General features: G+C 59.2%; 19 protein-coding genes and 1 pseudogene. 16 read left to right on the forward strand and 4 right to left on the reverse strand.

Annotated features, from left to right (window positions below; translation table 11 throughout):
- The first annotated feature begins 175 nt into the window (after positions 1–175).
- From AC1DM5_RS21320 to AC1DM5_RS21385, 14 genes and pseudogenes are all read left to right on the forward strand, one after another.
- Positions 176–1,501, forward strand: a complete 1,326-nt coding sequence (locus AC1DM5_RS21320) for an ABC transporter substrate-binding protein (RefSeq protein ID WP_477820262.1) — start codon at positions 176–178, stop codon at positions 1,499–1,501.
- A gap of 101 nt (positions 1,502–1,602) precedes the next feature.
- Positions 1,603–2,571, forward strand: a complete 969-nt coding sequence (locus AC1DM5_RS21325; protein ID WP_477820263.1) for a carbohydrate ABC transporter permease — start codon at positions 1,603–1,605, stop codon at positions 2,569–2,571.
- Positions 2,568–3,521: a carbohydrate ABC transporter permease gene (locus tag AC1DM5_RS21330; RefSeq protein ID WP_477820264.1), complete on the forward strand. Its 954-nt coding sequence runs from the start codon at positions 2,568–2,570 to the stop codon at positions 3,519–3,521. The genes AC1DM5_RS21325 and AC1DM5_RS21330 overlap by 4 nt, the downstream gene beginning before the upstream one ends.
- Positions 3,518–3,730, forward strand: a complete 213-nt coding sequence (locus AC1DM5_RS21335; RefSeq protein ID WP_007814759.1) for a hypothetical protein — start codon at positions 3,518–3,520, stop codon at positions 3,728–3,730. Before AC1DM5_RS21330 ends, AC1DM5_RS21335 begins: the two co-directional genes overlap by 4 nt.
- Positions 3,731–3,733: 3 nt before the next feature.
- On the forward strand, positions 3,734–4,831 hold the full coding sequence (locus AC1DM5_RS21340) for an ABC transporter ATP-binding protein (RefSeq protein ID WP_477820265.1): 1,098 nt from the start codon (positions 3,734–3,736) through the stop codon (positions 4,829–4,831).
- Positions 4,824–5,831 carry an ABC transporter ATP-binding protein gene (locus AC1DM5_RS21345; protein ID WP_477820266.1) on the forward strand — a complete coding sequence of 336 codons (1,008 nt, stop codon included), beginning with the start codon at positions 4,824–4,826 and terminating at the stop codon, positions 5,829–5,831. The genes AC1DM5_RS21340 and AC1DM5_RS21345 overlap by 8 nt, the downstream gene beginning before the upstream one ends.
- Before the next feature lie 48 nt (positions 5,832–5,879).
- Positions 5,880–7,520 (forward strand): dihydroxyacetone kinase subunit DhaK, encoded by a 1,641-nt coding sequence (locus tag AC1DM5_RS21350; RefSeq protein WP_477820267.1) that lies wholly within the window; start codon positions 5,880–5,882, stop codon positions 7,518–7,520.
- 48 nt (positions 7,521–7,568) lie between these two features.
- Entirely contained in the window at positions 7,569–8,159 is a 591-nt protein-coding gene (gene dhaL / locus AC1DM5_RS21355) for a dihydroxyacetone kinase subunit DhaL (RefSeq protein WP_477820343.1), read from the forward strand.
- Positions 8,156–8,554 carry a dihydroxyacetone kinase phosphoryl donor subunit DhaM gene (dhaM, locus tag AC1DM5_RS21360; protein WP_477820268.1) on the forward strand — a complete coding sequence of 133 codons (399 nt, stop codon included), beginning with the start codon at positions 8,156–8,158 and terminating at the stop codon, positions 8,552–8,554. Before dhaL ends, dhaM begins: the two co-directional genes overlap by 4 nt.
- Positions 8,554–8,898, forward strand: a complete 345-nt coding sequence (locus AC1DM5_RS21365; protein ID WP_477820269.1) for an HPr family phosphocarrier protein — start codon at positions 8,554–8,556, stop codon at positions 8,896–8,898. Before dhaM ends, AC1DM5_RS21365 begins: the two co-directional genes overlap by 1 nt.
- On the forward strand, positions 8,882–10,462 hold the full coding sequence (locus AC1DM5_RS21370; protein ID WP_477975550.1) for a putative PEP-binding protein: 1,581 nt from the start codon (positions 8,882–8,884) through the stop codon (positions 10,460–10,462). Before AC1DM5_RS21365 ends, AC1DM5_RS21370 begins: the two co-directional genes overlap by 17 nt.
- Position 10,463: 1 nt before the next feature.
- On the forward strand, positions 10,464–10,874 hold the full coding sequence (locus AC1DM5_RS21375; RefSeq protein WP_477820271.1) for a hypothetical protein: 411 nt from the start codon (positions 10,464–10,466) through the stop codon (positions 10,872–10,874).
- A 59-nt stretch (positions 10,875–10,933) separates the two neighbouring features.
- Positions 10,934–11,926, forward strand: coding sequence for a dihydroxyacetone kinase subunit DhaK (locus AC1DM5_RS21380; protein ID WP_477820272.1), 993 nt, complete (start codon positions 10,934–10,936; stop codon positions 11,924–11,926).
- A gap of 345 nt (positions 11,927–12,271) precedes the next feature.
- Positions 12,272–12,355: pseudogene (locus AC1DM5_RS21385) on the forward strand (IS5/IS1182 family transposase); the annotation flags it as partial.
- A 13-nt stretch (positions 12,356–12,368) separates the two neighbouring features.
- On the opposite strand, the gene AC1DM5_RS21390 reads toward AC1DM5_RS21385, so the two are convergent.
- On the reverse strand, positions 12,369–13,361 hold the full coding sequence (locus AC1DM5_RS21390) for an ornithine cyclodeaminase family protein (RefSeq protein ID WP_477820273.1): 993 nt from the start codon (positions 13,359–13,361) through the stop codon (positions 12,369–12,371).
- A 137-nt stretch (positions 13,362–13,498) separates the two neighbouring features.
- Here AC1DM5_RS21390 and AC1DM5_RS21395 point away from each other — a divergent pair, with 137 nt between their 5' ends.
- Positions 13,499–13,960, forward strand: a complete 462-nt coding sequence (locus AC1DM5_RS21395; protein ID WP_024324002.1) for an Lrp/AsnC family transcriptional regulator — start codon at positions 13,499–13,501, stop codon at positions 13,958–13,960.
- Positions 13,961–14,160: 200 nt separating this feature from the next.
- Here AC1DM5_RS21395 and AC1DM5_RS21400 read toward each other — a convergent pair whose 3' ends face one another.
- The gene (locus tag AC1DM5_RS21400) at positions 14,161–15,087 is read right to left on the reverse strand and encodes a LysR family transcriptional regulator (protein ID WP_477820274.1); all 927 of its coding nucleotides are present in this window, start codon (positions 15,085–15,087) and stop codon (positions 14,161–14,163) included.
- Between the two features lie 83 nt (positions 15,088–15,170).
- On the opposite strand from AC1DM5_RS21400, the gene AC1DM5_RS21405 reads away from it, so the two are divergent.
- Positions 15,171–16,067: a DMT family transporter gene (locus tag AC1DM5_RS21405; RefSeq protein ID WP_477820275.1), complete on the forward strand. Its 897-nt coding sequence runs from the start codon at positions 15,171–15,173 to the stop codon at positions 16,065–16,067.
- 103 nt (positions 16,068–16,170) lie between these two features.
- Here the strand turns inward: AC1DM5_RS21405 and AC1DM5_RS21410 are convergent, their stop codons facing one another.
- Together AC1DM5_RS21410 and AC1DM5_RS21415 are read right to left on the reverse strand one after the other, a co-directional pair.
- Positions 16,171–16,509 carry a slr1659 superfamily regulator gene (locus AC1DM5_RS21410; RefSeq protein WP_477820276.1) on the reverse strand — a complete coding sequence of 113 codons (339 nt, stop codon included), beginning with the start codon at positions 16,507–16,509 and terminating at the stop codon, positions 16,171–16,173.
- Positions 16,510–16,516: 7 nt separating this feature from the next.
- The gene (locus AC1DM5_RS21415) at positions 16,517–17,077 is read right to left on the reverse strand and encodes a slr1658 superfamily regulator (RefSeq protein ID WP_477820277.1); all 561 of its coding nucleotides are present in this window, start codon (positions 17,075–17,077) and stop codon (positions 16,517–16,519) included.

Raw genomic sequence — 17,077 nt, forward strand, 5'->3', positions numbered from 1 at the left:
CATCATCACGGGGTGGATGACTGGACTGTGACGATTGTTACTTGCAATGTTTATAAAAACGTCTATCACTAAACATATTGCTAAACATGAGGATTGAGGAGTTCATGTAGGCATTCTCTGAAATTGGTGGACTTGCATGTCGGCGGGGAGCCGGCTTTGGTTCTGGGAGGAACGTATGCAAAAGAAATCGAAAGCCCTTCTCGGGCTGGCATCGGCATTCATCATGTCGTCGGCGCTGCCCAATCTCGCAAAAGCTGATCAACTGACACTCTGCTGGGCGGCCTGGGACCCGGCCAACGCGCTAGTCGAACTCTCGAAAGATTTCACCGCCAAAACCGGCACCGAAATGAAGTTCGAGTTCGTGCCGTGGACCAGCTATGCCGACCGCTTTCTCAACGAACTGAACTCTCACGGAAAGCTCTGCGACCTGATCATCGGCGACAGCCAGTGGATCGGCGGCTCGGCCGAAAACGGCCATTACGTCAAGCTCAACGATTTCTTCGACAAGGAAGGCATCAAGATGGATGACTTCGTGCCGGCGACGGTGGTTGGCTACTCGGAATGGCCGAAGAATACGCCGAACTACTGGGCGCTGCCTGCCATGGGCGACGTGGTCGGCTGGACCTATCGCAAGGACTGGTTCGAGCGGCCGGAACTGCAGAAGGAATTCAAGGGAAAATATGGCCGGGACCTCACCGCGCCCAAGACCTATGACGAGTTGAAGCAGATCGCCGAGTTTTTCCAGAAGCGTAAGATCGACGGAAAGACAGTCTACGGCGCTTCGATCTACACCGAACGCGGTTCCGAAGGCATCACGATGGGCGTGACCAACGTGCTGTATGACTGGGGTTTCCAGTACGACAACCCTGAAAAGCCCTATGAAATGGAAGGCTTCGTCAATTCACCCGATGCGGTGAAGGGTCTGGAATTCTACAAGTCGCTCTATGATTGCTGTACTCCGCCCGGCAGCTCCAATGTCTACATGGTCGAGTCGGCTGATGCCTTCAAATCCGGCCAGGTCGCAATGCAGATGAATTTCGCCTTCACTTGGCCTGGCCTCTACAAGGACGAGAAGGTGGGCGGCGACAAGATCGGTTTCTTCCCCAATCCGGCTGAAAAGAAGCACTTCGCTCAGCTCGGCGGGCAGGGCATCTCGGTCGTTTCCTATTCCGACAAGAAGGACGCTGCTCTCCAGTATATCAAGTGGTTCGCCCAGCCCGAGGTGCAGGCGAAATGGTGGCAGCTCGGCGGCTATTCCTGCCTGAAATCGGTGGTGAACGCTCCTGACTTTGCTTCCAGTCAGCCCTATGCCCAGGCGTTTCTGGACTCGATGGCGATCGTGAAGGATTTCTGGGCCGAGCCGAGCTACGCGACCCTCCTCCAGGACATGCAGAAGCGCGTTCATAACTATGTCGTGGCCGGCAACGGTACCGCGCAAGAGGCGCTTGATGGCTTGGTGAAGGACTGGACCGAAGTCTTCAAGGACGATGGCAAGATCTAGTGTCCGGCTGGACGCACAACCTTCTTGTCAGAATGGCGGCCCGGCTCGCCAAGACTGCCGGGCCGCCACGTGTCTCATATACGCAAAGACCAGGTGACACCTTGAACATTTCTTCTTCCTCTATGGTCGAGAAGGCTGCAGACGCAACTGCAAGGGCGACGCCGACATTGCTTGCCCGCCGCGTCCGCGGACTATCCGATCGAGCGATCGCCTGGGTATTTATCGCGCCCACCATAATCCTGCTTCTCGCCATCAACATCTTTCCGCTGATCTGGGCGATCTATCTGTCTTTCACGAATTATCGCGCCAACCGTCCGAATGCGCCGGTCCTGAACGTTGGATTGGGCAATTACGAGCGGGTGCTCAACGACCCGGATATCTGGCAGGCGATGCAGACGACGGCGCACTTTGTCTTCTGGACGATCCTGCTGCAGACCGTCATCGGTTTTACGCTCGCCTATCTGATCGACCGCAAGTTTCGCGGCCACGCCTTCTGGACGACGCTGATCCTGATCCCGATGATGCTGTCTCCAGCCGTCGTCGGCAACTTTTGGCGCTTCCTCTACGAGCCGCAGATCGGTCTCTTCGCCTATGCCGTTTCCCTGGTCACCGGCATCCCGACAGCCGACATCCAGATGCTCGGCAGCGTTTCGCTTGCACCGTGGGCGATCATTATCGTCGACACCTGGATGTGGACGCCCTACGTCATGCTGATCTGCCTGGCAGGCCTGCGTTCCATCCCCGACTATATCTATGAGGCGGCCGAGGTGGACCGCGCCTCCGCCTGGCGGCAATTCTGGTCGATCACCGTGCCGATGGCGCTGCCCTTCATCATGCTTGCGGTGCTGTTTCGCGGCATCGAGAATTTCAAGATGTTCGACATGGTGACACTGCTGACAGGTGGTGGCCCGGGCTCGACCACCGAGGTTGCCTCCATCACCTTGAAGCGGGCCGCCTTCGAGAGCTGGGCAACCGGGCGGGCGTCGGCGTTTGCCATCGTCCTCTTCGTTGCCGTGTTCGGTCTCGCAAACATCTACGTCAAGGCACTCAACAAGGTGAAGCAGCGATGAGCTCTGTTACCTCAGCCCATTCGGTTGTCGCGCCGAGCCCGACCAGCAAGAGGATCGCCGGCGCTATCGTGATCCTCTACGCCCTGATCACGATGATCCCGCTCGTGTGGATTTTCCTGACCAGTATCAAATCTCCGCCGGATTCCATCAGCTATCCTCCGAAGATCGTCTTCACGCCGACCTTGGAAGGCTACTGCAATCTGCTGACGACGAGAACGCGTCAGACGCCGGAATACATCGCCTCCCTGCCTGCACCGACCGGCACCTGTGATGAGGTGACCCGCAAGCGAAACATGGTCATTGCGGGTCCCTCGAATTTCCTGCCACGCTTTGCCAATTCTCTGGTGATTGCTTTCGGCTCGACATTTCTGGCCGTATCGTTGGGAACCTTGGCCGCATACGGTTTTTCCCGTTTCAGGATACCGCTCGCCGACGACCTTCTGTTCTTCATCCTGTCGACGCGCATGATGCCGCCCATCGCGGTCGCCATACCGATCTATCTGATGTACCGCGAGCTTGGCCTCTCCGACACGGCGCTGGGCATGATCCTGCTCTACACGGCAGTTAACGTCTCGCTCGCCGTCTGGCTGCTTAAAGGCTTCATCGACGAGATCCCGCGCGAATATGAAGAGGCTGCGATGATCGACGGCTACACCCGGCTGCAGGCCTTCTGGAAAGTCGTCCTGCCGCAGGCAACCACGGGCATCGCCGCCACTGCGATCTTCTGCCTGATCTTTGCCTGGAACGAATATGCCTTTGTCGCATTGCTGACCTCGGGGGAAGCCCAGACGGCACCGCCATTCATCCCGACCATCATCGGTGAAGGCGGCCAGGACTGGCCTGCCGTTGCTGCGGGAACAACGATCTTCCTGATCCCGATCCTCGTCTTCACCATTCTGCTGCGCAAGCAGCTCTTGCGCGGCATCACCTTCGGAGCGGTTCGCAAATGACCCATCTCATCGAGACCCCACGCCCATCCCGCCCGAAGCGCCCGTTCTTTTTGCGCCGGGGGCCCATGGAGAACATCGCGACCGCCTTGATCGCCATCGGTTTCCTCATGCTCTTCCAGCCGTTCCTTCTCGTGCTCTATACCTATTCGTTGGTAACCCTGCTCGCAGGCACCGCCATGTTCATCATCGTCTCGAAGTTTCCGGAGTGAGCCATGGCGGACATCAGAATAGAAAACCTCCGTAAGCAGTTCGGCGGCTTTGTGGCGGTGCAGGATTCGAGCTTCGTCATTCACGACGGCGAGTTCCTGGCACTGCTCGGCCCCTCTGGCTGCGGCAAGACGACGACGCTTCGTATGATCGCCGGCCTGGAATTGCCGACCAGCGGCAAGATCTATCTTGATGGGGAGGATGTCACCTTCAACCGCGCCAGCGCCCGCGACATCGCCTTCGTCTTCCAGCTTTTTGCGCTCTATCCCCATATGAATGTGCGCAAGAACATCGGCTTCCCACTCCTGTCGCAAGGCATGCCGAAGGCGCAGATCCGCCAGCGCGTCGAGGAGACCGCGCGGCTGCTGCAGATCGATCATATCTTGAACCGGTCCGTCTCCGGGCTTGCGGGCGGCGACCGCCAGCGCGTGGCTCTCGGCCGCGCGATCGTGCGCCGTCCTAAGTGTTTCCTGATGGATGAACCGCTTGGCACGCTGGATGCCGAATTCCGCGAGGTGATGGTCCATGAGCTGCGCGAACTGCATAACCGCATCCACGCGACGACGGTTTACGTGACGCATGATCAGCATGAGGCGATGGCGATGGCCGACAAGATCGCGGTCATGAACCATGGCGTCATCGAGCAATTCGGCACGCCGCAGGACATCTACAGCAAGCCGGCCACCATGTATGTCGCAGATTTCATCGGCTCGCCGCCGATGAATTTCATGCGTTTCACGTCGGGTCTCAAGGCGGGAGCGCGGTCGATATCGCTTAACGGCGTCGACGTCAGCATTCCCGAGGTGCACCAGGATATGGCCGAGGCGGAGCTTGCGCTCGGCGTGAGGCCCGAACATATCCGCTTCAGCGACGCGTCACCCTTGCGAGGAGCCGTCTATGGCAGCGAATACCTCGGAACCAATCAGGTCGTGGCAATCGAGACATCGAGCGGCGTGATCAAGGCACGCGTTCCGGCAAACCGCGATTTCCGTATCGGCGAGACTGTTGGCCTTGAACTCAATCCGGGAAAGCTCGCGCTATTCGACTGCAAGTCGGGCCGCGCTGTTGCCTCGGCACTCTACTCGGAGGCTCAGCATGGCTGACGTCGTTCTCAAGGGGCTCAATAAGCGTTTCGGTGACACTCAGGCTTTGGCCGATCTCAACCTGTCGATCCGAGACGGTGAATTCGTCGTTCTGCTCGGGCCGACGGGTGCTGGCAAGACGACCACGTTGCGTCTTATTGCGGGACTGGAGCACCCCGACGCTGGGCGTATCGAAATCGGCGGCCGCAATGTCGCAGGCGAAGCTCCCGCTGAACGGGATGTCGCCTTCGTCTTTCAACAATACTCGCTGTATCCGCATATGACGGTCTACGACAACCTTGCCTTTCCGCTGCGAGCCCCGGCGCACCGACTTGCGAGCGAAGAAATCGACCGCCGTGTCCGCGAAATTGCGCGCATGGTCAGGATCGACCACAAGCTGGAGAACCGTTCAACGCGTCTGTCGGGCGGCGAAATGCAGCGCGTTGCGATCGGCAGGGCGCTGGTGCGCCGACCTGCCATTTATCTGATGGACGAACCGCTCTCGTCGCTCGATGCGAAACTACGCGCAGAACTGCGCCTGGAACTGAAGCGCATCCAGAAAGAGCTCGGCTCGACTCTGCTCTATGTAACCCACGACCAGGTCGAGGCGATGACCATGGCGGATCGGATCGGCATTGTCTCGGAAGGACGACTGTTGCAAGTCGGAACGCCGCGCGAAATCTATGGCAATCCGGCCAGCCTTCATGTCGCCGCGCGCCTTGGCCAGCCACATATCAACCTGTTGCCGGCCGATCTTCTTCCGGGTGCCAGTCCGCCGCCGGGAACGAAGACGATCGGCGCGCGAACAGAGCACCTTGATATCATCGTGGATCAGAACGCCGATGCGAAGATCGATTGGATCGAACATCTGGGGGACCAGAACCACCTTCACATCAAGGTGCGCGACCACAAGCTAGTCACGCTTGCCGATCCATATCTCGCGATCCGGCCGGGTGATCGAATAAGCCTGACGCTGCGCGATCCACTCTATTTCGACGCCAGCGGCCAGCGCCTTGGATAAGCAACCGAAAGAAACGAATTCACTGGCATAAAAGACGGGTCTGTCTCCATGAAACATTTCTTCAATCGCCGGGAAACCATTGTCACCGAAGCCCTGGACGGCCTGATCCAGACAAGCAGCGCCGGTCGTCTTGCCCGTCTCGACGCGTTCCCGGAAATCAAGGTGATCCTGCGTGCCGATTGGGATAAGTCGAAGGTCGCAATTATCTCAGGCGGCGGGGCGGGGCATGAGCCCTCGCATGCAGGCTTTGTCGGCAAGGGCATGCTTACCGCAGCCATATCCGGCGAAATCTTTGCCTCGCCGAGCGTCGATGCGGTGCTGACGGCGATCCGCGCCGTAACCGGCCCCAAGGGCGTCCTGCTGGTCGTCAAGAACTATACGGGCGATCGCCTTAATTTTGGTCTCGCCGCCGAAAAGGCCCGTGCCGAAGGTTTCGATGTCGAGATGGTCATCGTTGCCGACGATATCGCAATCCCCGGCATCAGCCAGCCCCGCGGCGTTGCCGGTACGCTGTTCGTGCACAAGATCGCCGGTTACCATGCCGAAGCCGGCGCCGGGCTCAAGACGGTGGCGGGCCTGGCGACCGCCGCAGCGGGCAGCATCGTTTCGCTCGGCATGTCGCTTTCAACCTGCAGCGTCCCGGGCCAAACGCATGAGGATCGGCTGGGCGCCAACGAAGGCGAACTCGGCCTCGGTATCCACGGCGAGCCCGGGGTCGAGCGTATTTCCCTGCAGCCGATTGCCGATCTGGTCGCGACGATGACCGAGCGACTGGCGGCGAAGCTCGATGGTGCTGGAGATCATGCGCTGCTGATCAACAATCTCGGCGCCGTGCCGCCGCTCGAAATGGGCGTCATCGCCAACACTGTGCTGTCGTCACCGATCGCCAACCGTGTTCGGTTGATCATTGGGCCGGCACCGATGATGACCGCTCTCAACATGAACGGTTTTTCCCTGTCGCTCATTCGACTGGACGCCGACCGTGAAGCCGCCCTGAGGGCCGCCGTCGAACCCCATGCCTGGCCGCCCGCGACCGAGCGACACGAGATCGCTATCCTTCCAGCACCTCAACGTGCGTCGGCGCAGAGCGAAGCGGCACCCGCCAGCGACGATAGGAATAATCGTCTTCTCCTGACGGCACTTTGCGAGCATCTGATTTCGCTCGAAAGCGAGCTCAACCGCCTGGATGGCCGGGTTGGTGATGGCGATACCGGCTCCACCGTTGCGACCGGAGCCCGCAGCATTCTTGCTCGCATCGACACACTTCCACTGAAAGACCCTGCCGCGACGATGGCCTCCATCGGCGAAATCCTGAGCACGAGCATGGGCGGCTCCAGCGGCGTCCTTCTCTCGATCTTCTTCACTGCCGCATCCAAGTCCATGGCCGAAAAGGACGATATCGCCGCTGCCCTGCTTGCCGGGCTTGATCGGATGACGTTCTATGGAGGCGCCGTTGTGGGCGACCGCACAATGGTCGATGCACTGGCTCCCGCGCTTGCGGCCCTTTCATCGGAGGGTGTCGCAGCCGCGGCAAGAGCGGCGACGGCAGGTGCTCAGTCGACAGGAGCGATGCGACAGGCAAAGGCCGGTCGCGCCTCCTACGTTGGCGAAAGGGATCTGGAAGGCGTGCCCGATCCGGGTGCCGTGGCCGTGGCAGGCGTATTCGAGGTAATGGCAGCGCTGGTATGAGTTCTGCAGGCGGGAGGGTTTCGGGTGCTGGCTGAACCGGTTCTTCTCATGGGATTGATCGAAGCTTGCCGTGCGACGATCGCGGCAAACAGCGAGCACTTGTGTGCGCTTGATCGCGCCATTGGTGATGGCGATCATGGAACGAACATGCGACGCGGCTGCGAAGCGGTGAGCGCCGAGGACGCCTCCGTTTCTGCCCTTCCCTTGCCTGATGCGCTTGAGAAAATTGGCCTGACGCTCGTGATGAACATCGGCGGAGCGGCAGGCCCTCTTTACGGGACGCTGCTCATGGAGATGGGCCGCGAGCTCCGTGCCCCGGACGAGGAGAAGGATTTTTCGTCAGCACTGAAACAGGCGATCAATGCCGTCGCGCGTCGTGGCCGCTCACATGCCGGGGACAAGACGCTTCTTGATGTTCTCTATCCTGTTCAGGACGCGCTCGCACATCGATTGCCTTTGACGGACATCGCGCGCCAGGCCGAACTTTCTGCCGAACTGACGGCTGCGATGAGGGCCATGCGCGGGCGTGCCTCCTATCTCGGAGACCGGTCGATCGGTCATGTCGATCCGGGCGCCTCAAGTTGTGCACTGCTGACAACTGCGATCTGCCGCTACCTCGAGGAGTACCGACCTGCATGAATGGGAAGAGGCCCAACGTTGGGATTGTGATCGTTTCCCACTCGCCGCTGGTTGCGCGTGGTACTGCCGACATGGTGCGGCAGATGGTCGGTGACAGTGTGCCGCTTGCCTGGTCGGGCGGCAACAGTCACGGCGAACTCGGGACGGATGCTCGCGGCATTCTCAAAGCCATCGAGGAGGCTTGGTCGGACGCAGGCGTTGCCGTCTTCGTCGATCTTGGGGGCGCTGAAACCAACAGTGAAATGGCGGTTGAGATGCTCGGCCTGCCGCGGTCGAAGCAGGTATCGATCTGCAATGCACCCGTCGTGGAGGGAGCTGTTATCGCGGCGGCCGAGGCCTCCGGCGGCGCATCGCTGACCAAGGTCATTGCGACGGCAGAGGAGCTATCACCCTGATGAGCAGTGGATTGCGCATGGGAGGCCGTGAGGGCGAGCAGATGCACGCCAACTACCAGACGGAGGTCGAGGTCAAGCATGGCGTTGGACTGCATGCTCGGCCCTCGGTGACATTCACGCGGCTTGCGAAGTCGTTTCCCTGCTCGATCGAAGTCGCGATCAACGGCAGCGATGTCTGGCTGAATGGCAAGAGCATCATCAAGATCATGGGTGCCAGGATCCGCAAGGGATCGTTGCTCAAGATTCGCGCCGAGGGGATCCTCGCCGAGGAAGCGATTCGCGCATTGAAGGGCCTCGTCGAGCGCAACTTCGATGAGGAAAAGAAGCATGGCCGTACCGCTTGAAGTGAAAGCCACGAGTGCGTCGCCAGGCATTGCAACCGGACCGGCCTATGTCGCAGAGCCGATGGCTGCCGCCGCCTCGCCGCCATCAAGCCTTTCCGGTCGTGCTGAGCTCGGCGACGCGATCAGGCAAGCCATCCGCGCGCTACGCGACCTTGCGACCGGGGCAGACCCCGAGAGTGTCGATATCATCGAGTTTCAGATCGAAGTGCTCCAGGATCCGACGTTAATGGAAATGGCGGGCGCGCGCATCGATACGGGCGAAAATATGGCCTTTGCCTGGGTCGGGACACTCGATGGCTATATCCGCGAACTGGAATGCGCGGAGGAGGATCAAGTGCGGGCGCGCGCCGTCGATATTCTCGACATCAAAAATCGCGTCCTGTCGATCCTGACCGGGGCGCCGATCAACGACTTTCCAGCCGGCTCCATCTATGTTGGAAAAGACATGGAGCCCAGTCGCTTCTTGGCACATGACTGGTCGGCTGGAGGGGGTATCGCTCTTTATGCGGGCAGCGCAGTCGGCCATGTGGCGCTGCTTGCCAGGTCTCGGTCGGTCCCGATGGTTATAGGTGCTGGTCGCTTCGCGGCGGAGAGGGGACAATACGTCGGGGTTGATGGCGATTCAGGTGTCATCATCCTTCAGACAGCCACGCAGAGAGCGACGTCGGCTCCGCTCGACCATCGCCTTGCAAGCATGGCATCGATGGCCGACAACGGCACTTTGTACACGGCAGACGGCTCGCAGGTCCTGCTGGCCATCAACGTCAACGCTCCCGACGAAGTCGATGCGATCGCTGTTGCGACAACCGCCGGCATCGGGTTGATGCGCTCGGAATTCGCCCTGACGTCGCTTGGAGATGCAGCAAACGAAGAAAAGCAGTTCGCAATCTATCGCCATCTGCTGGATTGGGCGGACGGTCGGTCAGTTACAATTCGCATGCTGGATATAGGCGGCGACAAGCCGCTCGCCGGACTTGCCGAAGTACCCTCGCTACGCGGTATCCGTCTTCTGCTTGCCCGGCCGGAGATCGCGCGTGTTCAAGCCCGCGCGCTTTTGCGTGCGGCAGTCTTCGGCAGTCTTCGCATCATGCTGCCGATGGTGATGTTTCCATCCGACGTCGATGATATCAGGCAGATCTATCGCGAAGAATCCGACGCGCTCGCCCGACGCGGCGTGCCGCATCGCATGCCTCCCATCGGAATGATGGTAGAGGTCCCGGCCGCAGCCCTCATGCTGGACGAGTTCGCAAGCGCTGACTTTTTTTCGTTTGGTACGAACGACCTTGCGCAATATCTCGTCGCATTGCCACGCGAGGATGCCGGCTTTGCGCTTTACCAGGCCAAGGCGGTGCCGGCCTTACTGCGCCTGCTGACCCAGGCCATGAAACTCGCCGGAAGCAAACCGGTCAGCATCTGCGGCGACATGGCCGGGGATCCATCCCTGACCGCGGATCTGCTTGCCGCAGGCATACGACATTTTTCCGTGACACCCGCTCAACTTCCCGCGATAAGATCGGCAATCGTCGGCCTGAAGGCAGATGGGACAAAGGCAGCCGGAGAATAGGATGGCGCGCGAAGACACGGAAGACGCCATTATCGCCTATAAGTCCATTCTGGCGCAAATCATCGACAACAGGCCTTCTGGAACACGCCAGCGGCTCGCGACGGAACTTGGCAAACATCGCAGTTTCGTCACGCAGATAACAAGCCCGACCTATGCAACGCCGCTTCCTGCCCGGCATCTCGCGACGATCTTCCGGGTGTGCCATTTCAGCGCCGCTGAACAGGAGCACTTTCTGGATGCTTATCAGGCTGCACATCCAGGCAAGCTGCCGGAACTTGGCGCCTCGGAAAAACTGCGGCACATTTCGCTGATGGTGCCCGATTTCGGCGACGAGAGACGCAACCGGCTGCTGGAGGAAGCGATTGCCGATCTGGTGCAGAAGATTGCCGCAATTTCCGGGCCGCCGGATTAAGCAAGCCCTTGTGGCGCATGCAAAAGGATTGGCATGATCATCGCCTTGGGAGGGGCTTGATGAAGAAATTCATGAACACCGCGGAGACCATGGTCGCCGAAAGCATCGAAGGCTTTGTGCGCGCCCATCAGGAGTTCGTTGTGTTTGGCGCCGATCGCAAATGTATACGCCGCCGTGAGCTCGTTCCTGGCAAGGTCGCCATCATTTCTGGCGGTGGGGCCGGCCATGAGCCAATGCATATCGGCTTCATCGGTCGCGGCATGCTCGATGCTGCCTGCGTCGGATATATCTTCACATCGCCCACGCCCAGCCAGATCGTCAGCGCGATAGAGGAAGCAGACACCGGCGCCGGTTGCTTGCTCGTCGTCAAGAACTACGATGGCGACGTCATGAACTTCGAAATGGCGTCTGAGATGGCGTCGGACCGGCATAAGATTGAAATGGTCCTTGCCTGCGACGACATCGAAACGACGAGGGGCGGCGACGGTCGCGGGCGACGCGGGGTTGCCGGTACGCTTATCACTGAAAAGCTGCTCGGAGCGGCTGCCGAGCAGGGTCGGTCCCTTTCGGAACTGAAAGCCTTTGGCGACAACCTCTCCTCACGCATCCGGTCGATGGGCGTTGCCCTGACCGGTGTCGCCGTGCCGGACACCCAGCGCACAACCTTCGCGCTCGGGCCGAACGAGGTAGAAATGGGCGTCGGCATTCATGGGGAGCCGGGTCATTCGAGAGAGCGGTTCTCCGACGCTGACACTATCGTCAGGTATCTCAGCGAGACTATCCTCAACGATACCAGCCGAGGCACAGGCAAGGCATTGCTCCTGGTGAACGGACTTGGCGGCACGCCGCCCGCTGAACTCTATCTTGCCTACAACTCTGCCCTTCGCATCATGTCGGAGTACGGCGTGCGGGTCGAGCGCTCGCTTGTTGGCACCTATGCCACTTCGCTCGACATGCAGGGCCTTTCCATCACGCTCGCCTTCCTCACGGACGAGGAGTTTTCTCTATGGGATTCGCCCGTTGCTACCGCTGCATTGCGCTGGAGGTGCTAGGCATCTCGTGATTAGCCGGTTTTCTGGTGGTAAATTCTTCGCGGAGGATCCGTAAATCATACTGTGCCTCTCGCGCCAAAATCATCGGCAATTTACGGAAGCGTCAATCGAGGCACGAGCCGATGGCAGGTTCGAACTCCATCAAGGCGACCAAGCGTCTGGCGCTGGCCGATGCCTTGTCCCAACTCTGCTCGGGTAGCAACTGGATCGTTGCGGGTGGACTAGGTCGTGTGGACTCTTGGGATTCCCAAGGCTGAGCAAATCAGATTCAAGACTGTCTTTTGGAGGCAGTCATTGGTGTTTTGGATCGTCTGATTTTGCGTGATGAGCAATGGGAGCGGATATCGCCGCATAACGCGCTTCGAGAAAACGGCGAGAAACTACCTCGCCGTCGTCACCATTGCAGCAATCGTCCTATGGATCAGATAACAGTCCAGGCCGTCTAGAGAGAAATAGCTTGGCCCACACCCAGGCGTCTGGCCTCGCGGTAAGCGAGGTCGGCTGCCACCATATCCTCCATGGCGACGCCCATGGCCTTGTAGATCGTGATCTGCTGATCAGACGTCCGACCTGATCGCTGCCCCAGCAACATCGTACCAAGATCAGTGCCTGCCTCGGGATCAATATTTGCGAGTTCGCAGCAGCCCACGGGTGTTGGCGCGAACGAATCCCGCGTCTCAACAAAAAGGGTGCCGCGAGCGATCAAATCGATCGGAAGTTCGCCGCCAGGCGGCGCGACACCAACCGAGGACACGTGCGTTCCGGGTTGAACCCATTCTGCGGATATTGCGGGGACATAGGAGTGCGTCGCGAGGCACACAACATCTGAAGAGCGTATCGCCGCCTCGAGGTCCTCGACGGCAGTGATGCCTGAATGACGTGAAGCCAGCGCCTGCGCATCAGCAAAATCTTTAGAAAACACTCGAATTTCCTGGAAATCGCGAACGAGCGGCAACAGGTGAAGGTGCTGGCTAGCTTGAACGCCCGCGCCCACGACGGTTGCGACCTTGGCATTACGCCTGGCGAGCTCTCGCACCGAGAGGACCGCTGAGCCAGACGTGCGTACGGCCGTGATGTAGGTACCATCCATAATGCAAACAGGCATTCCTGTTTCTGGATCGAAGAGATGTATTGTTGCGAGGTGACTGGGGATGCCCCGGGCGATATTGCCTTCGAACACGTTGACCAGTTTTACGGTCAAATGCATTCCCTTCATCCAGGCCGGCATCGCCAACGAATAGCCCGCATTCGGAATATCGAGTTGTGGCCGCGCTGGATTGACGACACGACCGTTGGAGAGCGCTTTGAACCCGTCCGCTAGCGCGTCGAGCAGCTTGCGCAGGTCGATGCATGTTTTGACCTCCGCTTCGCTCAGCGAGAGAATCTTGATCTCACCTTTGGTGTGAGTGCTTAAGGCAGGTTGGGTTCTGTCCATGATGTTGCTTGCCTTCGACTGGTTGGGGTTTAGTTTCTTTCCAACCGTATTGCGGCAAATGGCGCGACGAAATATAGTAATTTCGACCTCTTTGCGTGATTGTCACGCATTCTAACCCAAGAAAGTGTGAATCAGAGATGAGTGACTTGGACCGTGTCGATCGGATGCTGCTCGGGCTATTGCAAGAAGATGGTCGCCGGACTGTTCTTGATCTCGCCGAACGCGTTGGATTGTCACCCACCGGCGCATCGCAGCGCATCAAGCGGCTTTTCAGTGAAGGCTTTATCCGCGCTGTGCGGGCTGTGCTCGAGCCTTCAAAGATCGGACGCGGCACGCTCGTCTTTATCGAGGTAAGGCTCGATCACACCGCGCCGCACGTCTTCGACCGCTTTGCAGAGGCTGTCGCGAAGGCACCCGAAATCATCGAATGTCATATGGTGATTGGCGGCTTCGACTACCTGGTCAAAGCACGAATAGCGGACATGGCGACGTTTCAGGAATTCCTGCAGCGGGTCATTCTGCCGCTTCCTGGCGTCAGAGAAACCCACAGTTACGCATCAATCGGTGATGTGAAGCCTGACGCATTGTTGCCGCTTTGACACCTCCGATTTTCCGGACCGGTTGAGACTGGAAATTCCAGTCCAGACGGAGTTTTCGGCATGAAAAAAGTCGAAGTTCACCGAGGTGCAGATCGCTTTCATTCTGCGGCAAACCGGGGAGCGAACGCCGGTTCCCGTGGTCTGTCGGTAGTCGCGCGTCGCCGCCATCGTCTTATCGATCAGACAAGTGTCCACGCCACCTAGGCCCTCTTGGCCGGCGCTATGAAAGCGCCGATTGCAGCCTCGGCATGCCCGGCTTCCTGAAGGAGGCGTCTGGCAAGTTCCGTCGCCGGCCCGCTCAAAGGTCCGTCGGGCCGCACAAGATGAAACGAGACGTGATAGTCCAAGGCTCTTTCGGAGACCGCGACCAGTCGACCCGACGCAATGGCTGCGTCCGATAACGGTGGGCGGGCGAGCGCGATGCCGACGCCCTGGACGCAGGCGTCGATGACGAGGTTGTAATCCTCGAAACGACGATCCTGCCCGCGCGGCAGATAGTCGATGTCCTCGGCCGCCAGCCAGCGCCGCCAGCCCTCGATGGTCGAATCATGCAGGATCGGCATCTTGAGGAGCGATCGGGCGTCGCAGTTTCCAGCCAATTGGCCTGCAAGCGACGGGGCAGCCACCGGAAAGGATTTCTCCTTCCAGAGCGGTGTCGCACGAATGCCGGCCCAGGGACCTCTTCCGCACCGAATGGCAAGATCCGTTCCCTCGCCGAGATCCGCAAGCCTGTGCTCCAGGAAGAGTTCGATGTGAATGTCGTCGAGTTCCAGTTTTCCCAATCGGGAAAACAGCCACAAGGACGCGACGGACGGCGTGAGTGAAAGGCGCACCGTCGTCTTGTGCCGTCGCGGGATCCACCGCTCGTCAGCCCCACTGAGTAGGGCAAGCGCCTCCTCGGCGCGGGCAAAGAAGCGGATGCCTTCCGGTGTAAGAGCGACGCCCCGGGCCTGACGGGCAAACAGCCGAACGCCCAGCCACCGCTCCAGGCGCGAGATCTGTCTGGAAACCGCCCCATGGGTGATGCCGGCTTCTTCGGCAGCAGCGGAGAAGGATCCAAGGCGCGCGGCCCGGGAAAAAGCTTCGAGCGTATCGAGTGGCGGGAGGCTTTGCGAGCTGTGAACCATCGACACACCAGATCATCGATTGCGGTGCTTTTCAAGCCGGAAAGGAGACGCTTAATTCGGCACACGCAAGCGTGGAGGCAAACATGGCGACGGTGGTTGGAGATCCGGAAGACAAGGCAGGGTTCGATCTTGTTGCCTTTTTGGCGATTGTCGTGACGATCGTCTTTTGGGCATCCTCTTTTGTCGTCATCCGCGTCTGTCTCGGACCGTTGACGCCTGTCGAACTCGCGACTGCCCGTTATGTGACGGCCGGCCTGATTGCTGTTTGCTATCTGGCATTTCGCTGGACCCCACTGAAAGGGGCCGATCTTGCCCGTATTTCCGTTGCTGCCGTCTTGTTCATTGCCGCTTACGCGGTGCTCCTCAATACCGGCGAACAAACCGTGCCGGCGGGACCGGCAAGTTTCATTATCAACACCATGCCGATCTTTACCGCGCTGATCGCCACCCTCTTCCTTGGCGAGCGCTTCGGTCTGTGGGGATGGGTCGGTACCGCCGTATCGTTTGCAGGCGTGGCATTGATCGCCGCTTCGGCCGCCGACGGCTTCGGCCTCGACCTCAACGCTGTTCTAATTCTTGGCGCTGCCCTCTGTTCGGCAGTTGCAAGCGTCTTGCAAAAGCCTGTTCTTGCCCGCATGCCGGCGTTGACGGTGACCGCCTGGGTCCTATTTCTCGGATCGCTTCCGCTCCTCCCGGCGATACCCGCCACCGTCAAGGCTCTGGCTATTGCCCCAGCGATCGTCATCTCAAACGTTGCCTATCTGGTGGTTTTCCCGACGGTGGTTGCCTATGTGACCTGGGCGGTTGCCCTGAAGCGGCTTCCGGCCGCGCGTGCCACGAATTTCCTCTATGGCGTGCCGCCGACAGCAACGCTGATCGGGTTTACCTTGCTGGGCGAAACGCTAACGACAATTGGTGCGGCTGGTGGGATATTGGCGATAGCAGGTGTTCTCATCGTCAATGTCATGCGGCGGAGGTAAGCCTCCATTTGCGGGCGCGCCGGCGCCGCCTATGGACGGGTCGGCGCATTGCCTCACTCACCGGGAGTTGCGACGGCCTTGTCCCTGTCTTCGCAGCGAACCGTTACGCCAGGCGCAAATCAAGCAGCGGGTGCAATTTTTTCAGATTCGGAAGCGATTTTGCCTGCCAGGGATATTGGCTGGTGCCTTTCACAACGAGCTGGAGCTCGCCCATTTTCCTGGCCTCGATTGTCAGTTTGGCAAGTAGGTTTATGCCGGAGGAGTTGAGGAACTCGAGACCCGTCAGATTGAACGTTACTTGTTTGTGTCCTTCATGGAGCAGCCCCAGTATCATCGAATGAATGGGCGCGTAGGCGTCGGGTCCTGCCAGCCGAAATATACCATCGAAATATACCTCGGTGTTTTCTGCCCATACGCGGAAATTTTCGTCGCTGATTTCCATTTTTCGCTCACAGCTTGGAGGAGGGTGGCAACGCCACCAATGCGGTCGTCGTCAGTTTGACGTGGTCGTCGTCGGCTTCTTCGAATGCCCATGCCATTTTTGCATCATAGTCGCTTAGCAGGGTGAGCAATCCCAAACCGGATCCGCTCCCTTCCGATATTGCATTGCTTTCGATCCGTTCGAGAAGAAGCTCGCCGGGTTCCCTCGACCGAAGTCGGTGCAGCATCTGCTGAAGACGAGATGACGATGCGCTATCGATGCTGTTCGTTGTCCTCATGAAGAAGCATCCGTCCGATATCCCGGCTTCGATGAGGATTTCTCCGGGCTGTCGAAATTTGACGGCATTTTCGATTAGCTCATTGCTGAGATATCCGATGTCGTGATGCGCTTGCGTGTAGTCTCTCTTTGAGTGGGAATACGGGAGGGCCATTACTTCTGCGATGAAGTCCGAAGTCATCCCCGAATGTTTCCACCCGAGTTGAAGCGGTCCATCGCGCAATGTCAGACGCGTGCTCGCATCCAAGTTCTCATTTGCCAGAGATTCGAGCCCATATAACGTTGGTGTCAT

It is taken from the genome of Rhizobium sp. 01T437, assembly GCF_056398505.1.